Source organism: Micromonospora sonneratiae (assembly GCF_042679305.1).
GTDB classification, from domain to species: domain Bacteria; phylum Actinomycetota; class Actinomycetes; order Mycobacteriales; family Micromonosporaceae; genus Micromonospora_H; species Micromonospora_H sonneratiae.
Map to the genome: position 1 here is coordinate 46,824 of NZ_JBHTMP010000019.1, position 16,399 is coordinate 63,222.

General features: G+C 69.4%; 13 protein-coding genes. 9 read left to right on the forward strand and 4 right to left on the reverse strand.

All coding sequences use genetic code 11. From position 1 onward, the window contains the following. The first annotated feature begins 58 nt into the window (after positions 1-58). The 4 genes from ACFQ4H_RS14540 (at position 59) to fabG (ending at position 5,564) form a co-directional block, all read left to right on the forward strand. Complete coding sequence (locus ACFQ4H_RS14540) at positions 59-1,384, forward strand: carbohydrate-binding protein (protein WP_377571252.1); 1,326 nt, start codon at positions 59-61, stop codon at positions 1,382-1,384. Between the two features lie 223 nt (positions 1,385-1,607). Further along, a complete protein-coding gene (locus tag ACFQ4H_RS14545; protein WP_377571125.1) occupies positions 1,608-2,999 on the forward strand; it encodes a chitinase in 1,392 nt (463 codons plus the stop codon). A gap of 94 nt (positions 3,000-3,093) precedes the next feature. Further along, entirely contained in the window at positions 3,094-4,653 is a 1,560-nt protein-coding gene (locus ACFQ4H_RS14550; protein WP_377571128.1) for a cellulose binding domain-containing protein, read from the forward strand. 152 nt (positions 4,654-4,805) lie between these two features. Beyond that, positions 4,806-5,564, forward strand: a complete 759-nt coding sequence (gene fabG / locus ACFQ4H_RS14555; protein ID WP_377571131.1) for a 3-oxoacyl-ACP reductase FabG — start codon at positions 4,806-4,808, stop codon at positions 5,562-5,564. Positions 5,565-5,635: 71 nt separating this feature from the next. On the opposite strand, the gene ACFQ4H_RS14560 is transcribed toward fabG, so the two are convergent. The 3 genes from ACFQ4H_RS14560 to ACFQ4H_RS14570 form a co-directional block, all read right to left on the reverse strand. Then, positions 5,636-6,415 (reverse strand): dienelactone hydrolase family protein, encoded by a 780-nt coding sequence (locus ACFQ4H_RS14560; protein ID WP_377571134.1) that lies wholly within the window; start codon positions 6,413-6,415, stop codon positions 5,636-5,638. A gap of 580 nt (positions 6,416-6,995) precedes the next feature. Then, positions 6,996-7,421, reverse strand: a complete 426-nt coding sequence (locus ACFQ4H_RS14565; RefSeq protein ID WP_377571137.1) for a hypothetical protein — start codon at positions 7,419-7,421, stop codon at positions 6,996-6,998. Continuing rightward, a complete protein-coding gene (locus ACFQ4H_RS14570) occupies positions 7,414-7,809 on the reverse strand; it encodes a hypothetical protein (protein WP_377571140.1) in 396 nt (131 codons plus the stop codon). The genes ACFQ4H_RS14565 and ACFQ4H_RS14570 overlap by 8 nt, the downstream gene beginning before the upstream one ends. Before the next feature lie 167 nt (positions 7,810-7,976). On the opposite strand from ACFQ4H_RS14570, the gene ACFQ4H_RS14575 reads away from it, so the two are divergent. Next, the gene (locus ACFQ4H_RS14575) at positions 7,977-8,678 is read left to right on the forward strand and encodes a hypothetical protein (protein WP_377571143.1); all 702 of its coding nucleotides are present in this window, start codon (positions 7,977-7,979) and stop codon (positions 8,676-8,678) included. A gap of 71 nt (positions 8,679-8,749) precedes the next feature. Beyond that, positions 8,750-9,655 (forward strand): Gfo/Idh/MocA family protein, encoded by a 906-nt coding sequence (locus ACFQ4H_RS14580; RefSeq protein ID WP_377571146.1) that lies wholly within the window; start codon positions 8,750-8,752, stop codon positions 9,653-9,655. 63 nt (positions 9,656-9,718) lie between these two features. Here the strand turns inward: ACFQ4H_RS14580 and ACFQ4H_RS14585 are convergent, their stop codons facing one another. Further along, a complete protein-coding gene (locus ACFQ4H_RS14585) occupies positions 9,719-12,283 on the reverse strand; it encodes an acylase (protein ID WP_377571149.1) in 2,565 nt (854 codons plus the stop codon). A gap of 534 nt (positions 12,284-12,817) precedes the next feature. Between ACFQ4H_RS14585 and erm the strand changes: the two genes are divergently transcribed. From erm to ACFQ4H_RS14600, 3 genes are all read left to right on the forward strand, one after another. Continuing rightward, positions 12,818-13,615 (forward strand): ErmE/ErmH/ErmO/ErmR family 23S rRNA (adenine(2058)-N(6))-methyltransferase, encoded by a 798-nt coding sequence (erm, locus tag ACFQ4H_RS14590; RefSeq protein ID WP_377571151.1) that lies wholly within the window; start codon positions 12,818-12,820, stop codon positions 13,613-13,615. 139 nt (positions 13,616-13,754) lie between these two features. Then, positions 13,755-15,731 carry a sensor histidine kinase gene (locus ACFQ4H_RS14595; protein ID WP_377571153.1) on the forward strand — a complete coding sequence of 659 codons (1,977 nt, stop codon included), beginning with the start codon at positions 13,755-13,757 and terminating at the stop codon, positions 15,729-15,731. Then, on the forward strand, positions 15,695-16,351 hold the full coding sequence (locus ACFQ4H_RS14600; RefSeq protein WP_377571155.1) for a LuxR C-terminal-related transcriptional regulator: 657 nt from the start codon (positions 15,695-15,697) through the stop codon (positions 16,349-16,351). Before ACFQ4H_RS14595 ends, ACFQ4H_RS14600 begins: the two co-directional genes overlap by 37 nt. Positions 16,352-16,399 lie beyond the last annotated feature (48 nt).

The window sequence follows — 16,399 nt, forward strand, 5'->3', positions numbered from 1 at the left end:
CCGGGCCCCGCAGCATCGCCTGATCCCGGTCGCGGCCATCTCCACCGTGCTCGTGACCATGCTGGCGGCGGTCACCGTGACCGCCCGCGCCGCCGTACCGCCCACCCCGCCCGGCTGGAACCTGGTGTGGAGCGACGACTTCACCGGGGCTGCCGGCAGTCCCCCCTCGGCCAGCAACTGGATCATCGACACCGGCACCAGCTATCCGGGCGGCCCGGCCAACTGGGGCACCGGCGAGATCCAGACCTACACCGGCAGCAGCGCGAACATCGGCCACGACGGTAGCGGCAACCTGCGGATCACCGCGCTCCGCGACGCCGCCGGCCGGTGGACCTCGTCGCGGATCGAGACGGTACGCACCAACTTCAAGCCGCCGAGCGGGGGAGTGCTCGCCATCGAGGGGCGGATCCAGATGCCCGACGTCACCGGGGCGGCGGCGGCCGGATACTGGCCGGCGTTCTGGGCGCTCGGTGCACCGTACCGGGGCAACTACTGGAACTGGCCGGGCATCGGTGAGTTCGACATCATGGAGAACGTCAACGGGATCAACTCGGTGTGGGGCGTGCTCCACTGTGGAGTTGCCCCCGGCGGGCCGTGCAACGAGTCCACCGGCATCGGCGCGTCCCGTACCTGCCCCGGGGCATCCTGCCAGTCGGCGTTCCACACCTACCGCTTCGAGTGGGACACCGGGGTCAGCCCGCAACAACTGCGCTGGTACGTCGACGGCCAGCACTACCACACGGTGACCCAGGCTCAGGTCGGCGAGCCGCACTGGACCAACATGACCAGCCACGCGGGCTACTTCCTGCTGCTCAACCTGGCGATGGGCGGAGCGTTCCCGGATGCCGTCGCCGGTTCGGCCACGCCGACGGCGGCCACCGTCTCCGGGCGGTCGATGCTGGTGGACTACGTGGCGGTGTGGAGCCAGGGTGGTGGCACGGTGCCGACGACCCCGCCCACCACGCCGCCGGCTGGCGGTGTCGACGCGTACTCGACGATCCAGGCGGAGGCGTTCAACGCGCAGAACGGCGTGATCACCGAGGCGTGCAGCGAGGGCGGGCAGAACATCGGCGGACTGCGCAACGGTGACTGGGTCAGGTTCGACCGGGTCGACTTCGGTTCGACCACGGCCCGGGACTTCGTCGCCCGGGTCGCCTCCGGTGCGGCCGGCGGCGTGAGTGGCCTGGTGGAGGTACGCCTCGACAGCCCCACCAACCCGCCGATCGGCAGCTTTGCGGTGGCTGACACGGGTGGCTGGCAGAGTTGGCGCTCGGTGCCGGGCAACGTGTCGACGGTGACCGGTACGCACACCGTCTATCTGACCTTCTCCAGCGGCCAGCCGGACGACTTCGTCAACGTCAACTGGTTCACCTTCCGCCGCTGACCCCGCTGACCCCGCTGAAGCGCTGACCTCGCTGAGCCGCTGACCTGGCTGACCCGCTGACCCTCCTGTCTGCGGTGTAGGGAAGGGCCCTTTTCATCGCTTTTCGCCGTGAAAGGAGCCCTTTCCTGCACCCCAGAGGGGGCTGGACAGAAACAGTTAACAGTCCTAATAATTAGGGCTACTTGTTGATGTCCGTGGATGTTTGGCTTGGTGGGAGGGTCGGATGAGGAGACGGTCCAGATCGTTGGTGTTGGGTTTGGTGGCGGGGTTGGTGGCGGCGCTCGGGGTGTTCTGGGTGTCGTTGCCGGCGTTTGCTGCTGGTCCGACGGCGTCGTTCGTGAAGGTGTCGGATTGGGGTTCGGGTTGGGAGGGTCGGTACACGATTACGAATGGTGGGTCGTCGGCCTTGTCGTCGTGGTCGGTGGTGTTTGATCTTCCGGCGGGGACGTCGATGGGTTCGTATTGGGATGCGTTGTTGTCGTCGTCGGGGCAGCGGCATACGTTTTCGAATCGGTCGTGGAATGGTTCGGTTCCGCCGGGTGGGTCGGTGTCGTTCGGGTTTTTGGCGACTGGTTCTGGTTCTCCGGTGGGTTGTCTGTTGAATGGTGCGCCGTGTGGTGGTGTGGATCCGACGACGCCGCCGCCGACGGGGACGGTGAATCCGACCACCCCACCACCCACGACTCCACCGCCGACCACGCAGCCGCCCAACGACGGGCTGCCCAGGCACTTCCTCACCGGCTACTGGCACAACTTCGTCAACCCGGCCGTCGAACTGCGGCTACGTGACGTCCCGGCCGACTACGACCTGGTCGCGGTTGCCTTCGCCGAGGCGACCAGCACCCCGGGAGCGGTGACGTTCGGTGTCGACCCCGGACTGTCGACCGCGCTCGGCGGCTACACCAACGCCGACTTCAAGGCGGACGTACAGGCCCTGCACGCCCGGGGCGCAAAGGTGATCATCTCGGTCGGTGGCGAGGCCGGTCGGGTGGCCGTCAACGATGCGAACTCCGCGGTCAACTTCAGCAACACGGTCTACAACCTCATCCAGGAGTACGGCTTCGACGGGGTCGACATCGACCTGGAGAACGGGCTCAACCCGACGTACATGGCCCAGGCGCTGCGATCGTTGCGCACCCGGGTAGGTGCCGGACTGATCATCACGATGGCACCGCAGACCATCGACATGCAGTCGCCGACGGTGTCGTACTTCAAGCTCGCGCTCGACATCAAGGACATCCTCACCGTCGTACACACCCAGTACTACAACTCCGGCTCGATGCTCGGCTGCGACCGCAACGCCGCGTACTCGCAGGGCACGGTCAACTTCATGACCGCGCTGGCCTGCATCCAGACGGAGAACGGGCTGCGTCCCGACCAGGTCGCCCTCGGGCTGCCCGCCGGACCGGGCGCGGCGGGCGGTGGCGTGGTCGCGCCGGCCCTGGTCAACCAGGCGCTCGACTGTCTGGCCCGGGCCACCAACTGCGGCACCTTCCGGCCGCCGAACACGTATCCGGGCATCCGGGGCGCGATGACCTGGTCGGTCAACTGGGACGTGTCCAACGGCAACAACTTCGCCCGCACCGTGAAGCCGCACCTGGCAACGCTGCCCTGATCGTCGTATCCCGTACGGCTTTCGCCGCTGTTCCTCGTATTCCCTGCTGTTCGTCGTATCCCCGTACCCCTTCTGTCTGGCCTTTGGAGGTCTGATGAGACTCCGCGCCCTCCGGACGGTGGCCTTTGCCGCCAGCCTCGTCGCCGCGATGTTCGCGGCGACGGTGGTGGCGGTGCCGGCCGCGTCCGCCGCCACCGCAGCCTTTACCCGAACCCAGAGCTGGGGCACCGGGTACGAGGCGAAGTTCACCATCACCAACGACACGTCGACGACGATCACGTCGTGGAACGTCCAGTTCGACCTGCCGGTCGGCACCACGATGGGCACCTACTGGGACGCGCTGGTCACCACGATGGGACAGGGCGTCACCGCGACCAACCGGTCGTGGAACGGCACCCTGGCCCCGGGAGCCAGCACCTCGTTCGGCTTCATCGTCACCGGCACCGGGGATCCGACGAACTGCCGGGTCAACGGGCAGTCCTGTGGAGGCCCGCCCGACCCGACCGCGCCCGGTGTGCCCGGCAGCCCCCGGGTCACCGCCACCACCGACACGTCGATCTCGCTGGCCTGGAACACCTCGACCGGCACGGTGACCGGCTACCGGGTCTACGAGGGTGAGACGGTACGGGCCACCGTCACCGGCACCTCGGCGACCATCTCCGGACTGGCCGCCTGTACGTCGCACAACTACACGGTCACGGCGTACAACGCCACCGCCGAGTCGGCGAAGTCCGTGGTGGTACCGGCGACGACGACCGGCTGCCCGCCGGGTGGTGGAGCGATGGCCGCCGCGCCCTACCTCTACCCGGGCTGGGGCAACCCGCCGGCGCCGGCGACGGTGATGAACGCGACCGGGATCAAGTGGTTCACCATGGCGTTCATCCTCTCCAACGGCGGCTGCGCGCCGGGCTGGGACGGCAACGCGCCGCTGACCGGCGGGGTGCACCACAGCACGATCAACGCGATCCGGGCGGCCGGCGGTGACATCATCCCGTCGATCGGCGGCTGGAGCGGCAACAAGCTCGGCCCGAACTGCTCCACGCCGCAGGCCCTGGCCGGGGCGTACCAGCAGGTGATCGACGCGTTCAACCTCAAGGCGATCGACGTCGACATCGAGAACACCGACGAGTTCGAGAACACGGTCGTACAGGACCGGATCCTCAACGCGCTGAAGATCGTCAAGCAGAACAACCCGGGGATCAAGACGATCGTCACGATGCCCACCACGACCACCGGGCCGAACTACTACGGCACCCGGCTGATCAACCAGGCGGCGGCGTTGCAGGCCAACATCGACGTCTTCACCATCATGCCGTTCGACTTCGGCGGCGGCGCGAACATGTACCAGAGCACGGTCAACGCCTCGGAAGGGCTGAAGAACGCGTTGAAGACCGGGTTCGGCTGGTCCGACGCCACGGCGTACGCCCACATGGGGATCTCCGGCATGAACGGGCTCTCCGACCAGCGGGAACTCACCTCGGTGGCGACCTGGACGCAGATCCGGGACTGGGCCGAGGCCCGGGGTCTGGCCCGCCTCGCCTTCTGGTCGGTCAACCGGGACCGTCCCTGCCCGGACGGGGGAGTGACGTCGCACTGTAGCGGCATTGCCCAGAACGACTGGGAGTTCACGTCGATCACCGCCCAGTTCGGCTGATCCTCTCCTTGATGATCCGCGTGATCAGGGACCAACTCGCGCGTGTCGCCGGCGGGTCGGCACGGAAGTCCCTGATCACGCGGATCTTGGTGGGAGGGCTGGTGGGGTAAGCTCCTCCGACCGTCGCCGAGCGTTGTTGTCGGAGGTTGACCATGCCGGACCAGTCCCGCGTCGCCATCGTCACCGGTGCCGCCCGAGGCATCGGGGCAGCCACCGCCGCCCGGCTGGCCGCCGACGGGCTGACGGTCGCCGTCGTGGATCTCGACGAGAACACCGCCCGGGCGACGGTGGACGACATCGTGGCGGCGGGCGGACAGGCCCTGGCCATCGGGGCCGACGTCTCCGACCGGGCGCAGGTCCAGGCGGCGGTCGACCGGATCGCCACCGAGTTGGGGCCACCGACCGTGCTGGTCAACAACGCTGGTGTGCTCCGGGACAACCTGCTGTTCAAGATGACCGATGCCGACTGGGACACCGTGATGTCGGTGCACCTGCGCGGCGCGTTCCTGTTCACCCAGGCGGCCCAGAAGCACATGGTCGACCAGCGCTGGGGCCGCATCATCAACCTGTCGAGCACCTCCGCGTTGGGTAACCGGGGCCAGGTCAACTATGCGGCCGCCAAGGCCGGACTACAGGGCTTCACCAAGACCCTCGCCATCGAACTCGGGCAGTTCGGCATCACCGCCAACGCGGTGGCACCCGGCTTCATCGCGACGGACATGACGGCGGCGACCGCAGCCCGGATCGGCATGGACTTCGAGGAGTTCCAGAAGCACGTCGCCGCTGAGATTCCGGTACGTCGGATCGGCCGACCCGAGGACATCGCGCACACCATCTCGTTCCTGGCCAGCGACGGTGCGTCGTTCGTCTCCGGTCAGGTGATCTACGTGGCCGGTGGCCCGCGCGACTGATCGCCGGTCCCGATCCGTCACCTCCCCGGTGGCGGTCACCGTCGGCGGGTCGCCTGCTCCGTGCCGGGACCTCACCGGGAGCGTTGCAGAAAGTCGAGGATGCGGGCCCAGGCGTCGGCCGACGCCTCGCGGTGCTGCTCCTGGTGCAGGTCGAAGAAACTGTGCGGGGCGTCCTCGTACGTCACCAGCTCGTGGGGTACGCCCGCAGCGGTCAGCGCCTCGTCGAACCGCCGCACCGATTCGGCGGGTATGTCGGGGTCTGCTCCGCCGAACAGTCCGAGGATCGGTGCGGTCAGTTCACTGGCGAACTGGATCGGGCCGGGTGCGCCGTTGATCGGGTCGAGGCTGCCGTAGAGGCCGACGACGCCGGCCAGACCGAATCGTTCGGCAGCGGTGGCGAAGGCGAACCGGCCACCCATGCAGAAGCCGAGCGAGACGACGGTCCCGACCTGCTGGCGCAGTTGGGCGATACCGGTGTCGATGTCACCGTAGAGGCTGTCGCCGGTCAGGGCGAACAGGTGTGGCAGCACTCCGTCCATCTGGGCGAACTCGGGGCGCTGCCGGTGGTCGAGGCCGGCGGTCCGGCCGTAGTAGTCGACTGCGAGGGAGTGGTGTCCCTGCTCGGCGAGGCGTACCGTCAGCTGCTCGTAGAAACTGGACAGTCCGCGGTTGTCGGGCAGGACCAGCACACCGAGGCCGGAGGGCGATTCGGGTTCGGCCAGGTGGGCGGCGAAACGGGCGCCGTCCGTACCGGTCAGGATCAGCGGTGTGGCGGTGGCGACGGTCAGGGCGGGTCCGAAGACCGGCGGAGCCGAGTCGGCGTCGTGGCACATGGCGGATGTCTCCTCCATCGATCGAGGGGGTGCATCGCCGATGCTACTGACGCAAAAGGTGGATAATACCACAAAAAGGATCTTGAATCAAGTGCTGTACGGGCGATTGGCAGCCCGCCGGTTGGACCCGTTCCGGCTGGATGAGTAGTTCCGAAATCTGGCCGGTTCCCGGCGGTCAGGGAAGGCCGCCGTAAAGGCTGTCGAGTTGCCTCGTCTACGCTCCCGCCTTTCACCCCGGCACCTGGCGGGCGCTCTCGCGGATGGACATCGCCCTGGACAAGGAACTCCCGAGACGACGCACGCCGGTGCCAGCAGCCGGCCCCGGGTGTCGACCCCGTAGCGGTCGGCCACCTCGTGCGAATCCTGACCACCGATGGCGCAACGGCTTGCCCCGCCTGTGCGCCCAGCTCGACAGCCAGCAGACCTCCTCGCCCCAGGCATCGGCGGCGGAAACAACAACAGTTACGCGACACCCGACCAGTAGTCACGAACCCCAGCCAGTGGCCGTCGACGGCCACGTCCAGGTTCTGCATCACAACACGATCCTGAACGCCCTCCCCATGCCCGAACATCGACCTCTGACTTTGGAACTACTCGTCTAGGTTGCCGACGGGGTGGCCGGCTGTGCCAGCTTGGCGGTCCGGCGCAGCCAGAGCAGACCGAGTACGGGCAGCACCAGCGGCACGTAGCCGTACCCCGAGCCGAAGCCCGACCAGACCGTGTCGTCGGGGAACAGCGCCGGATCGAGAACGCTGACGGTGCCGACCACGAGCACTCCGGCAAGTTCGATGGCGCAGCAGACCAGCGCGGTCCGACGACCACCGGAACCGCCCCGGGCCAGGCCGACCGTGGCGACGATGTACATCACCGCAGCCAGGGCCGAGAGCAGGTAGGCCAGCGGTGCCTCGTCGAACCGGGTGATGATCTGTAGACCGGCCCGGCAGGTGGCGGCGATCGCGAAGAGCAGGTAGACCGCGACCAGCAGGCGTCCCGGACCCCGGCTGATCGGCTGGGGGTCAGCCACCGACGACCTCCCAGGTCTGCTGAAGGCGCACGATCAGGACCGGGTTGACCAGACAGATGACGCCGATGATGGCCGAACCCCAGCGGGTCGGCTCCATCCGGGCCAGCACCGCGGCCAGGGGAGGCAGGCAGACCAGGGTGACGAGGTAGCCGGCGAAGGTGCCGGCCTCGTCGGGACGGTCGCCACCGACGATGGCGATCAACGCGGTTCCGGCCAGCGCCAGCAGGGCCAGCTCCACCACGGCGAGGCCGATCAGGTGTGAGCGGTCCGGTGCCCGGTCGCGTACCGAAGCGACCAGACTCCATACGGCGAGGACGAGGGACAGGACGATGCCCACTGTCGCCAGTACGCCGTCCACCGGCGTTCCTGCTGCGGCTGCGCTGGTCATCGCAGGTCTGCGGTCGTTGGAGCGGTCACGGCCACAGCCTACCCATGCCGCTGTACGGCGCTCTCGCGGCTGGCCGGAGCGCGACGGTGCACCCGCTGGCCAGCCATCGGATAGACATCTATCATCGGCTTGTTTGGCGGACGCGCACTCTGGGGAGTCGATGGAGCGTGGACGCGACAGGTGTGTGGGCGTTGTTGTATCTCGGTGTCCTGGTGGTGCTGGCGCTGCTCGGCCTCGCCCTGCTGACCGAACGAACCCGGCCCGGGCGGCCAGATCCAGATCGGCTGCGCCTCGAAGCCGAGGAGTTGGCCGCCCACGCCGCCGCTGCCCAGGCCAAGGCGGGTCAGGCGGTTGCGGTCGCGGTCGAGGCGAGGGAGAAGGTCGCCGCCGTCGAACGGTCCCGCGACGAGGCCTGGGCGGCCCAGGAGACGGCAGAGCAGGCGTACGACGAGGCTCTGCGCGAGGCGATGGCGGGCCGGCGGCCGACGGACGAGGCCGACGACGAAGCCGGTGCGGAACAGGAGCGGGTGGTGACCCGGGCTGCGCTGTCGGCGTACCGGCGGGGTGACATCTCGGTACGGGAGATGCGTGAGGTGTGGCAGCGGATCGGCCAGTTGGACCCACTACAGCAGGAGCGGGAGAAGACGGCCGACCGGTGCCGGGTCCTGCGGGCTGCGGCGCGGCGGGTACACGACCAGGCAACTGCGGCCGTACGTCGGGCCGACCAGGCGGCACAGGTAGCCGAGGTGGCAGCCCAGGCACTGGTGGACGAGGCGGCGATTGCGGCGGTGGAGGCACACGAGGCGCTGCTGGTTGCGCAACGGGAAGGCGGTCGCCGGTTACCCCGGTTCCGGAGACGCGCGAGCTAGCCGCAGAGAACGGTCCGGGTGTGTTAGGAAGGGACCTTCCACGGCAGAAGACGATAAAAAGGGGCCCTTCCTTGCTGAGGTTCGGGTTGTTCGGGACGGGGCACTGGGCGGCGCAGACGCATGCTGCGGCGCTGGAGGCGCATCCGGGAGCAAAACTCGTCGGCGTGTGGGGGCGGGATCCGGTCAAGGCCGCAGTGCTGGGCCAGCGGTACGGCATTCCCGCCTTCGACGACGTCGACGCACTGATCGAACAGGTCGACGCGGTGGCCGTGGCGCTGCCGCCCGACGTGCAGGCCGAGATCGCCGTACGGGCGGCGACGGCGGGACGGCACCTGCTGCTGGACAAGCCGTTGGCGCTGACCGTGTCGGACGCGGACCGGCTGGTGGCGGCTGCCGAGCGGTCCGGAGTGGCCTCGGTGGTGTTCTTCACCAACCGGTTCCGCCCGAACATCGCCCGCTTCGTCGCTGACACGGCGGCGGTCGGGGGCTGGCAGGGTGCCCGGGCGACCAGCTTCGCGTCGATCTTCCAGCCGGGTAACCCGTACAGCGGGTCGGCCTGGCGGCGGGACCGGGGCGGTCTGTGGGACCTGGGGCCGCACGCTCTGTCGATCATCCTGCCGGTACTCGGCCCGGTGACGGAGGTCGCTGCCCTGGACGGGCCACGGCACACCGCTCATCTGCTGCTGAAGCACGGGGCAGAGGCGACGAGCACCGTTTCGCTGACGCTGGACGCCCCGCCCGCCGCCGCCGGCTACGAACTCGTGTTCCATGGCGAGAACGGGATCGCGAGCGTACCCCAGGGGGAGACCACCTCGGTGGAAGCGCTGATGGCGGCAATCGACCAGTTGCTGGCGGAGGTCGGTTCGGGGGTACGGGACCAGCAGTGTGACGTCCGGTTCGGCCGGGATGTGGTGGCGGTCCTCGACGCGGCCGAGACCGCCCGGAACCAGGGCCGTACCGTGACGCTGCCCGGTTAGGGTCGCCCGGCCGCGCTGGGGCGCGACCGGACGACCGGAACTGGCGATGGACCTGGCGGAGGGCTACCTGCGGCCCAGGTACGCGATGCACGCGCCCTGGGACGGGAATGCCGGCTGCGTGAACTGCCGCCAGCCGCCCTTCAGACAGTCGTGCCGGCTCTCCCGGACCCGGTAGGTACGCAGGTTCGGATCGGCCGAGATCTGGGCGTCGGTGTACTTGATGGTGTCCCAGCCCTTCTGCGAATACAGCCGGGTCTGGTCGGCGTAGTACGGCGAGTTCGGGTTGGCCGACTGCGAGTAGGTGAGGATCTGCCGTCCCGACGGACCGTTCCGGCCGAACTCGACGGCCATGACGAACGACGTGCCGTGGGTGACCTTCGGGTAGCCGACCCCGGGCGTGAACCCGCTGTTGATCGCGTTGAAGATCCCGGAGCCGCCCGGGCCGCCGTGGATCGGGATCCGGTCAGCGCCCCGGGGCTCGGTCTGTACGACGCCGAGTGGCGCGTCGAGCGCAACGCCGGCCAGCCGCTGCACCGCGTCGGCCAGGGCGGTCAGGACCCTCGGGTCGGCGGCGAGGACCCGGGGCGTGTTGACCGGATCGGTCACCACGAACGGGTCCTGGAACAGCAGGCCGCGCGAGCGATTGAACTCGTTGAACAGGTGGGCACCCCGGCTGTCCAGGTTGGCGCGCAGGTCCCAGCCGCGCAGGGCGGCGCAGGCGGTGGTGAGGTCGACGGTGGCACCGTTCGACGCCTTCGCGCTCGGGTTCGCCGTACACAGCCTGACCAGGTCGTCGCGGACCAGTTCGCCGCCGTAGACCCGGTTGCCGAACTGGACCTGCCACAGGTTCTCGGCGGTGAACTTCGTGCCCGGCAGGCCGTCGGTGCCGGCGAGTCGCTGCTGCACCTGGAGTACCCCGAGCCGGGTACGCAGGCCGCGTTCCGTCTGCTCGTCACCGATGATCCGTGGGTAACCGGTCAACGGCTGCTCCGGATTGGCCAGCCAGTGACTGTTGTTGGAGTTGGTCACGTAGTCGGTGCGGATCAGTACCGGCAGGCGCGCCGGGCCGAGGATTCCGGGCGCTGCGGCGTCGGGGTCGGCTCCCAGTCCACAGGCCGACGTCGATCCGTCGAGGACTGCCACGCCGGTGTCCGCGTACCGGGCCTTGAACCTCTGCGGGATACAGGCGGCGGCGAGTGCGTCGGTGACCCGGGGGACGACCGAGTGGTCCCCGTACAGCGCCTCACCGGCCGAGTCGGCCGCGACGATGTTGACCCAGGGCAGGAACTGGTACCGGTCGAGGACCGCCCTCGCCGCCCGGACCGTCCTGGCCCGACCGAGCTGCAACCAGCCGTCCAGCGCCCGGGCGTTGCGGGCGTTGACGTCGGTGACCGCGTACGCGGTGCCGGTCGTCCACGGAAGGTCGCGGGTGGCGACGACCGGGCCGTAGCGGGTGTCGTAGAAGGTCCGGGTCACGGGCTCCGTACCGCCGGTCGACGTCGGCACCTGGACTGTCACGGTGCGCCTGGTCATCCGCTCCGGCCGCCCGTCGACCAGGTACGACGTCGGGTCACCGGGTACCAGTTCGAGTTCGTGCCACACGTACCGTCGGGCGGTCGAGACGGTGTGACTCCAACCCAGGGTCGCGTTGTGTCCGATCTGGACGACCGGATCGCCGAGCAGCGACGCGCCTTCGACGTCGTAGACGCCCGGGATCCTCAGGTGGATCCGGTAGAACCGGTCGGGTCCGTCCCAGGGGAAGTGCGGGTTGGCCAGCAGCATCCCGCCACCGCTGGCCGTCGCCGCACGGCCCAGCCCGTAGGCGTTGCTGCCCAGCCCGCCGGTGCTGCCTTCCGAGCCGTCAGGCGCGCCGTCGGAGCCGTCGGCTTCACCAGTCGAGCCGTGGACGTTCGTGTCCGACCCGCCGGCGCCTGCGGCAGCACCGCTGCTGGCCCCCGGTGCCGGCGGTGCCGTGTCGACGAGGGGGCGGAGCAACTCCAGGGTGCCGGACCGGATCATGTTCGCCCAGCTGGTACGCCAGAGGTCGAGCGCGCTGATCTGCCGTACCCAGGGCTTGTCGCGGCACTGCGGATCGGTCAGCTTCGCCGCCCCGGTCCTGCGCAGATAGTTGTTGTAGCCGGCGGCGAAGCCGCGGACGAGGTCGCGGGCGGCCTGTGACGGTGCGGCCACCCCGTTGGGTGGGCCGGCGAGCAGTTGTTCGGCGATTCGGTCGTCCTTCGCCTTCTGGAAGAACAGGTCGCTGGCGACGTTGGCGTCACTTGCGCCGAAGAACCGGGACCGGTTGGCGTCGACGGTGACGACCTTCTCGGCGATCGTGCAGATGTTGTCCTCGGCCTGGACGTAGCCGGCCCCGAAGCCGAGGCTGGCATGGTCCCTGGCGGTGATGTGCGGTACGCCGTAGGACGTGCGGCGGATCTCGGCTGAGTATCCGCCGGTCGAACCGGTCGACTCCGCGTGGGCCGGCGCGCTGCCGGCGACGAGACCGGTGGCGACGAGACCAGCGGCCAGCAGACCGGCGACGGTGATCGTGGCGGGGCCGGTACGGGTGAGGTGCGTCCGGGGTTCGCCGGGTGGCCGTACGACATGGATGCTTTCTTCACCTCTCATGAGCAACAAACTAGGCAGACCGTGACGGGCCCGACATCAGCCCGGAGATGTCATTCCATGGATGTATGGCAGTAGTGCGCTGGGACGATGGATGCCTCTTCCGGGTGAACTCCAGACGGCCACGTGCCGGATCGGTCCGCAGTTGCGCATCCTTCGGGTCGCGTCCGCGCCGCTACCGGCAAATCGGTTGTCGCCCGACCAGCCTGCGGCTAGCCTGGCGGCCATGTGTGCAGCGATCACATTGATCAACGCGGTTGCGACGCCGGCTCCCCCGGGCATGCTCGCGATCTACCGCCCGCGAGTCCGGCGTTCGGCCCTGGTCGGCCAGGACGCGCTCGCTAGTTGATCACTCTCATCTGCTGATCCGTCATTCGCTGATTCCGCATCATCAGTTGATCGTTTTCGTCGTGCGCCGCGTCTGACGCGTACGCCCAGGGCCCTCCGAGTCCAGATCCGCTCGGACAGGCCCGATTCGTGCTGCCTGTCCGTACCGCCATCCCGGCCCCCGTCCGGGTGGCAGACAGGACGTCGGCTGTGGCACACCGCCAGGCAGGTAGGAAAACCGAACGCGACCGGTCCCGTCGCGTACTGTCCCAGAACTTTCTCACCGATCCCTCGGCCGTGGACCGGTTCGCCCGCGCCGCTCGGACCGGTCCGGAGGACCTGGTCCTGGAGGTGGGTGCCGGGCGCGGACAACTCACCCGGGCACTCGCCGTCCGCAGCGGGTGGGTGCTGGCGTACGAGGTCGACCCGCAACTGGTGACGGAGCTGACGGCTGCCTGTGCGCAGCTGCCCAACGTCACCTGCCGGCACGCCGACTTCCTCACCGCCCGGGTGCCGCAGGAGCCGTTCGCCGTGGCCGGGAACATCCCGTGGGCGCTGACCGCCCGGGTCGTCGACTGGTGTCTACGGGCGCCCCGGATGACCTCGGCGACCCTGCTCACCCAACTGGAGTACGCCCGCAAACGTACCGGCGACTTCGGTCGGTGGAGCCAACTGACCGTGCTGACCTGGCCGAACTTCCACTGGCGGCTGGCCGGCCGGATACCGCGTGGCGCATTCCGGCCGGTGCCCCGGGTGGATGCGGGCATCCTGCGGTTGGAACGCCGACCGGTTCCGCTGCTACCGAACGACGATCTGCCGGACTACCGGGCGATGGTCGAACTCGGCTTCGGCGGGGTGGGCGGTTCACTGTACGCGTCGCTGCGTCGACGTCATCCGCAGCGGCGGCTGGACGCCGCGTTCCGGGCCGGCCGACTGGACACCACCACCCCGGTCGGTCACGTCTGGCCGGAGCAGTGGCTGGCCCTGTTCCGGCTGCTGCGGCGATAGGGCGACCGGTGTTCCGTCGGCAACCGCAGGGGTGCCGAGCGGGGGAGAGCACCAACGGAGTGGGGGTGTAGCTAGCCACACCCCCACTCGGGCCCCGGCGCCAATGCCGTACGGGGAGGTGGGCGGGCATGCTTGCGACATGACGAGCACCTGGGTACGGCGCCACCTGATCGCCGTCGTACGTGGCCTGGCCCTGGCCGGGGTGGCGCTGGCCGGGGCGCTCGGGTTCGTGGCGCACCTGGCCGTCTTCACGCCCGGGTTCGGGTTGGGACTGATCTTCCTGCTGCCCCGACCGGTCGAGCTGGGGCGGCACATACCCAACCTGGCCCGCCGACTGGCGTACCGCTGGTCGGGGCTAGTGATCGCCGACCCGTACCGGCCCCGGCCGGCGCCCCCACAACCGGAACCGGACGGGCGGTACCGACACCTCAACAAGCTCTACCGGTCGCCCCGGTTCCCGGCGTTCTCGGCGCGTATGGACTGGCTGCTCGGAGACAACGCCACCTACCGCGACCTGACCTGGATGGCGCTCAACACGGCGGTGGGCGGGGTGCTCGGGGCGCTGCCGGCGGGACTGGTCGTCGGCGGTCTCGGATTCGCGGCCACCCGGGCCGGCGTGTACTGGTGGGCGGTGCCGGCCGGACTGGTCGGTGCGCTGGTCGGGGTGGCGATTGCTCCGGTGCTGGTGGCGGTGCACGCCCGGTGGACCGCGTTGTTGCTGCGACCGACCGTCTCGACGCCCCGGTCCGAGTGCCGGAAGGCGTGGATCGGTCGCCATCTGCTCGTCCTGGTGCGCCTGCTCTACCTGCTCGCGTTGGCCCTGCTCGGCGTGCTGCTGGCCGTACTGACCGTGTTGGTGATGGTGCTCGGCTTCGGCGTCGGTCAGGTCTACTTCCTCCCACCGACCATCGAGCTGACCCGCTGGCTGGCTGGATACCGCCGCGAACTGCTGGGAAAGTGGTCCGGGGTGGTTGTGGAGACGCCGTACCGGCCCCAGCCGGAACTGCCCGCACCGCGGCCGGACGGGCTCTACGAGGTCGACGCCAACCTCTACGAGACGGCGCGGTGGGCGGCGTACAACCAGCGGCTGAAGTGGCTGAGCCGGGACCCGGCCACCTGGCGGGACGTACTGTGGCTGGTGACCGACCCGTTGGTCGGCGGCGCGGTGCTGCTGCTGCCCCTCGGGCTGATCTGGTACGGCCTGATCAGCCTGACGGTACCCGGGATCCTGCGGCTGGTCGGGGTGGACGCGGCAGCGCAGAGTTGGCTCTTCTCGACCTCCGCCGGGCTCGGTCCGACGGCGCTGTCCGGGCACGGCCCGACCGTGGTGGCCGGGCTGGCGATCCCGCTCGGCATCGCACTGGCTCTGCTGGGCGTGCTGGTCGCGCCGACCATGCTGCGGCTGCACCACCGCTGGACCAGGCTGCTGCTGGCCCCGACCAGGCGGGCCCAACTCGCCCTGCGGGTACAGCGGCTCACCGAGACCCGGGCCGACGCGACCGAGGCCCAGGCCGTCGAGCTGCGCCGGATCGAACGGGACCTGCACGACGGGGCACAGGCCCGGCTGGTGGCCGTGGGGCTGACCCTGGGTGCCGTGGAGCAGTTGATGGATCAGGATCCGGCCGCCGCGCGGGCACTGCTCACCGAGGCTCGGGAGACCTCGGCGAAGGCCCTGGCCGAACTGCGCGACCTGGTCCGTGGCATCCACCCGCCGGTGCTGGCCGAGCGCGGGCTCGGCGACGCGATCCGGGCGCTGGCGCTGGACCTGCCGGTGCCGACCGAGGTGACCGTCGAACTGCCCGGCCGGCTGGCGGAGCCGATCGAGTCGGCCGCCTACTTCGCGGTCAGCGAGCTGCTGACCAACGCGGTGAAACACGCGAAGGCGAGTCGGGTCACCGTCGACCTGCGGTACGCCGACGGCCGGCTGCGGGCCGTGGTGACCGACGACGGTCGGGGCGGGGCCGATCCGACCGCCGGTAGCGGGTTGCGGGGGGTTGGTCGTCGTCTGGGTACATTCGATGGCGTCGTCGCGGTGAGCAGCCCGCCGGGTGGACCGACGGCGGTCAGTCTGGAGTTGCCGTGCGTGTTGTCGTCGCCGAAGACCTCTATCTCCTGAGGGAGGGTTTGGTCCGACTGCTCTCCGTACACGGGTTCGAGATCGTCGCCGCGGTGGAGACCGGCCCGGAGCTGCTGCGGGCCCTGGTCGAGCTACGCCCGGACGTCGCGGTGGTGGACGTACGGCTGCCGCCGACCCAGACCGACGAGGGGCTGCAGGCGGCGTTGGCGGCCCGGCGGGCGGTTCCCGGCCTGCCGGTGTTGGTGCTGTCCCAGCACGTCGAGCAGCTCTATGCCCGGGAACTACTGGCCGACGGCTCGGGTGGGATCGGTTACCTGCTCAAGGACCGGGTGTTCAATGCCGACCAGTTCCTCGACGCGGTACGCCGGGTCGCGGCCGGTGGCACCGCGATGGACCCGGACGTGGTTGCGAAACTGCTGGTCCGGACCGCGCGGGACGAGCCGATCGGCAGACTGACCCCACGGGAACGTGAGGTGCTGGAGCTGATGGCCGAGGGGCGGTCCAACAACGCCATCGCCCAGCGACTGTTCCTGAGCGAGAGCGCGGTGAGCAAACACACCGCCAGCATCTTCGGCAAACTCGACCTGGCACCGTCCGATGACGACAATCGTCGGGTGTTAGCGGTACTGGCGTACCTGAACAGCGCCACGAGCGGTTGATCGGGATTCGGCCAGCGTGTTTCGACCAGGGTGTCCCGACCGGTGCCC

What these genes read in the sequence shown, in the direction of transcription:
- ACFQ4H_RS14570 (WP_377571140.1), bottom strand. Translation starts at nt 7,809, where the DNA reads ATGACCAGCGCAGCCGCAGCAGGAACGCCGGTGGACGGCGTACTGGCG.
- ACFQ4H_RS14560 (WP_377571134.1), bottom strand. Translation starts at nt 6,415, where the DNA reads ATGGAGGAGACATCCGCCATGTGCCACGACGCCGACTCGGCTCCGCCG.
- ACFQ4H_RS14585 (WP_377571149.1), bottom strand. Translation starts at nt 12,283, where the DNA reads ATGAGAGGTGAAGAAAGCATCCATGTCGTACGGCCACCCGGCGAACCC.
- fabG (WP_377571131.1), top strand. Translation starts at nt 4,806, where the DNA reads ATGCCGGACCAGTCCCGCGTCGCCATCGTCACCGGTGCCGCCCGAGGC.
- ACFQ4H_RS14545 (WP_377571125.1), top strand. Translation starts at nt 1,608, where the DNA reads ATGAGGAGACGGTCCAGATCGTTGGTGTTGGGTTTGGTGGCGGGGTTG.
- ACFQ4H_RS14595 (WP_377571153.1), top strand. Translation starts at nt 13,755, where the DNA reads ATGACGAGCACCTGGGTACGGCGCCACCTGATCGCCGTCGTACGTGGC.
- ACFQ4H_RS14540 (WP_377571252.1), top strand. Translation starts at nt 59, where the DNA reads ATGCTGGCGGCGGTCACCGTGACCGCCCGCGCCGCCGTACCGCCCACC.
- ACFQ4H_RS14550 (WP_377571128.1), top strand. Translation starts at nt 3,094, where the DNA reads ATGAGACTCCGCGCCCTCCGGACGGTGGCCTTTGCCGCCAGCCTCGTC.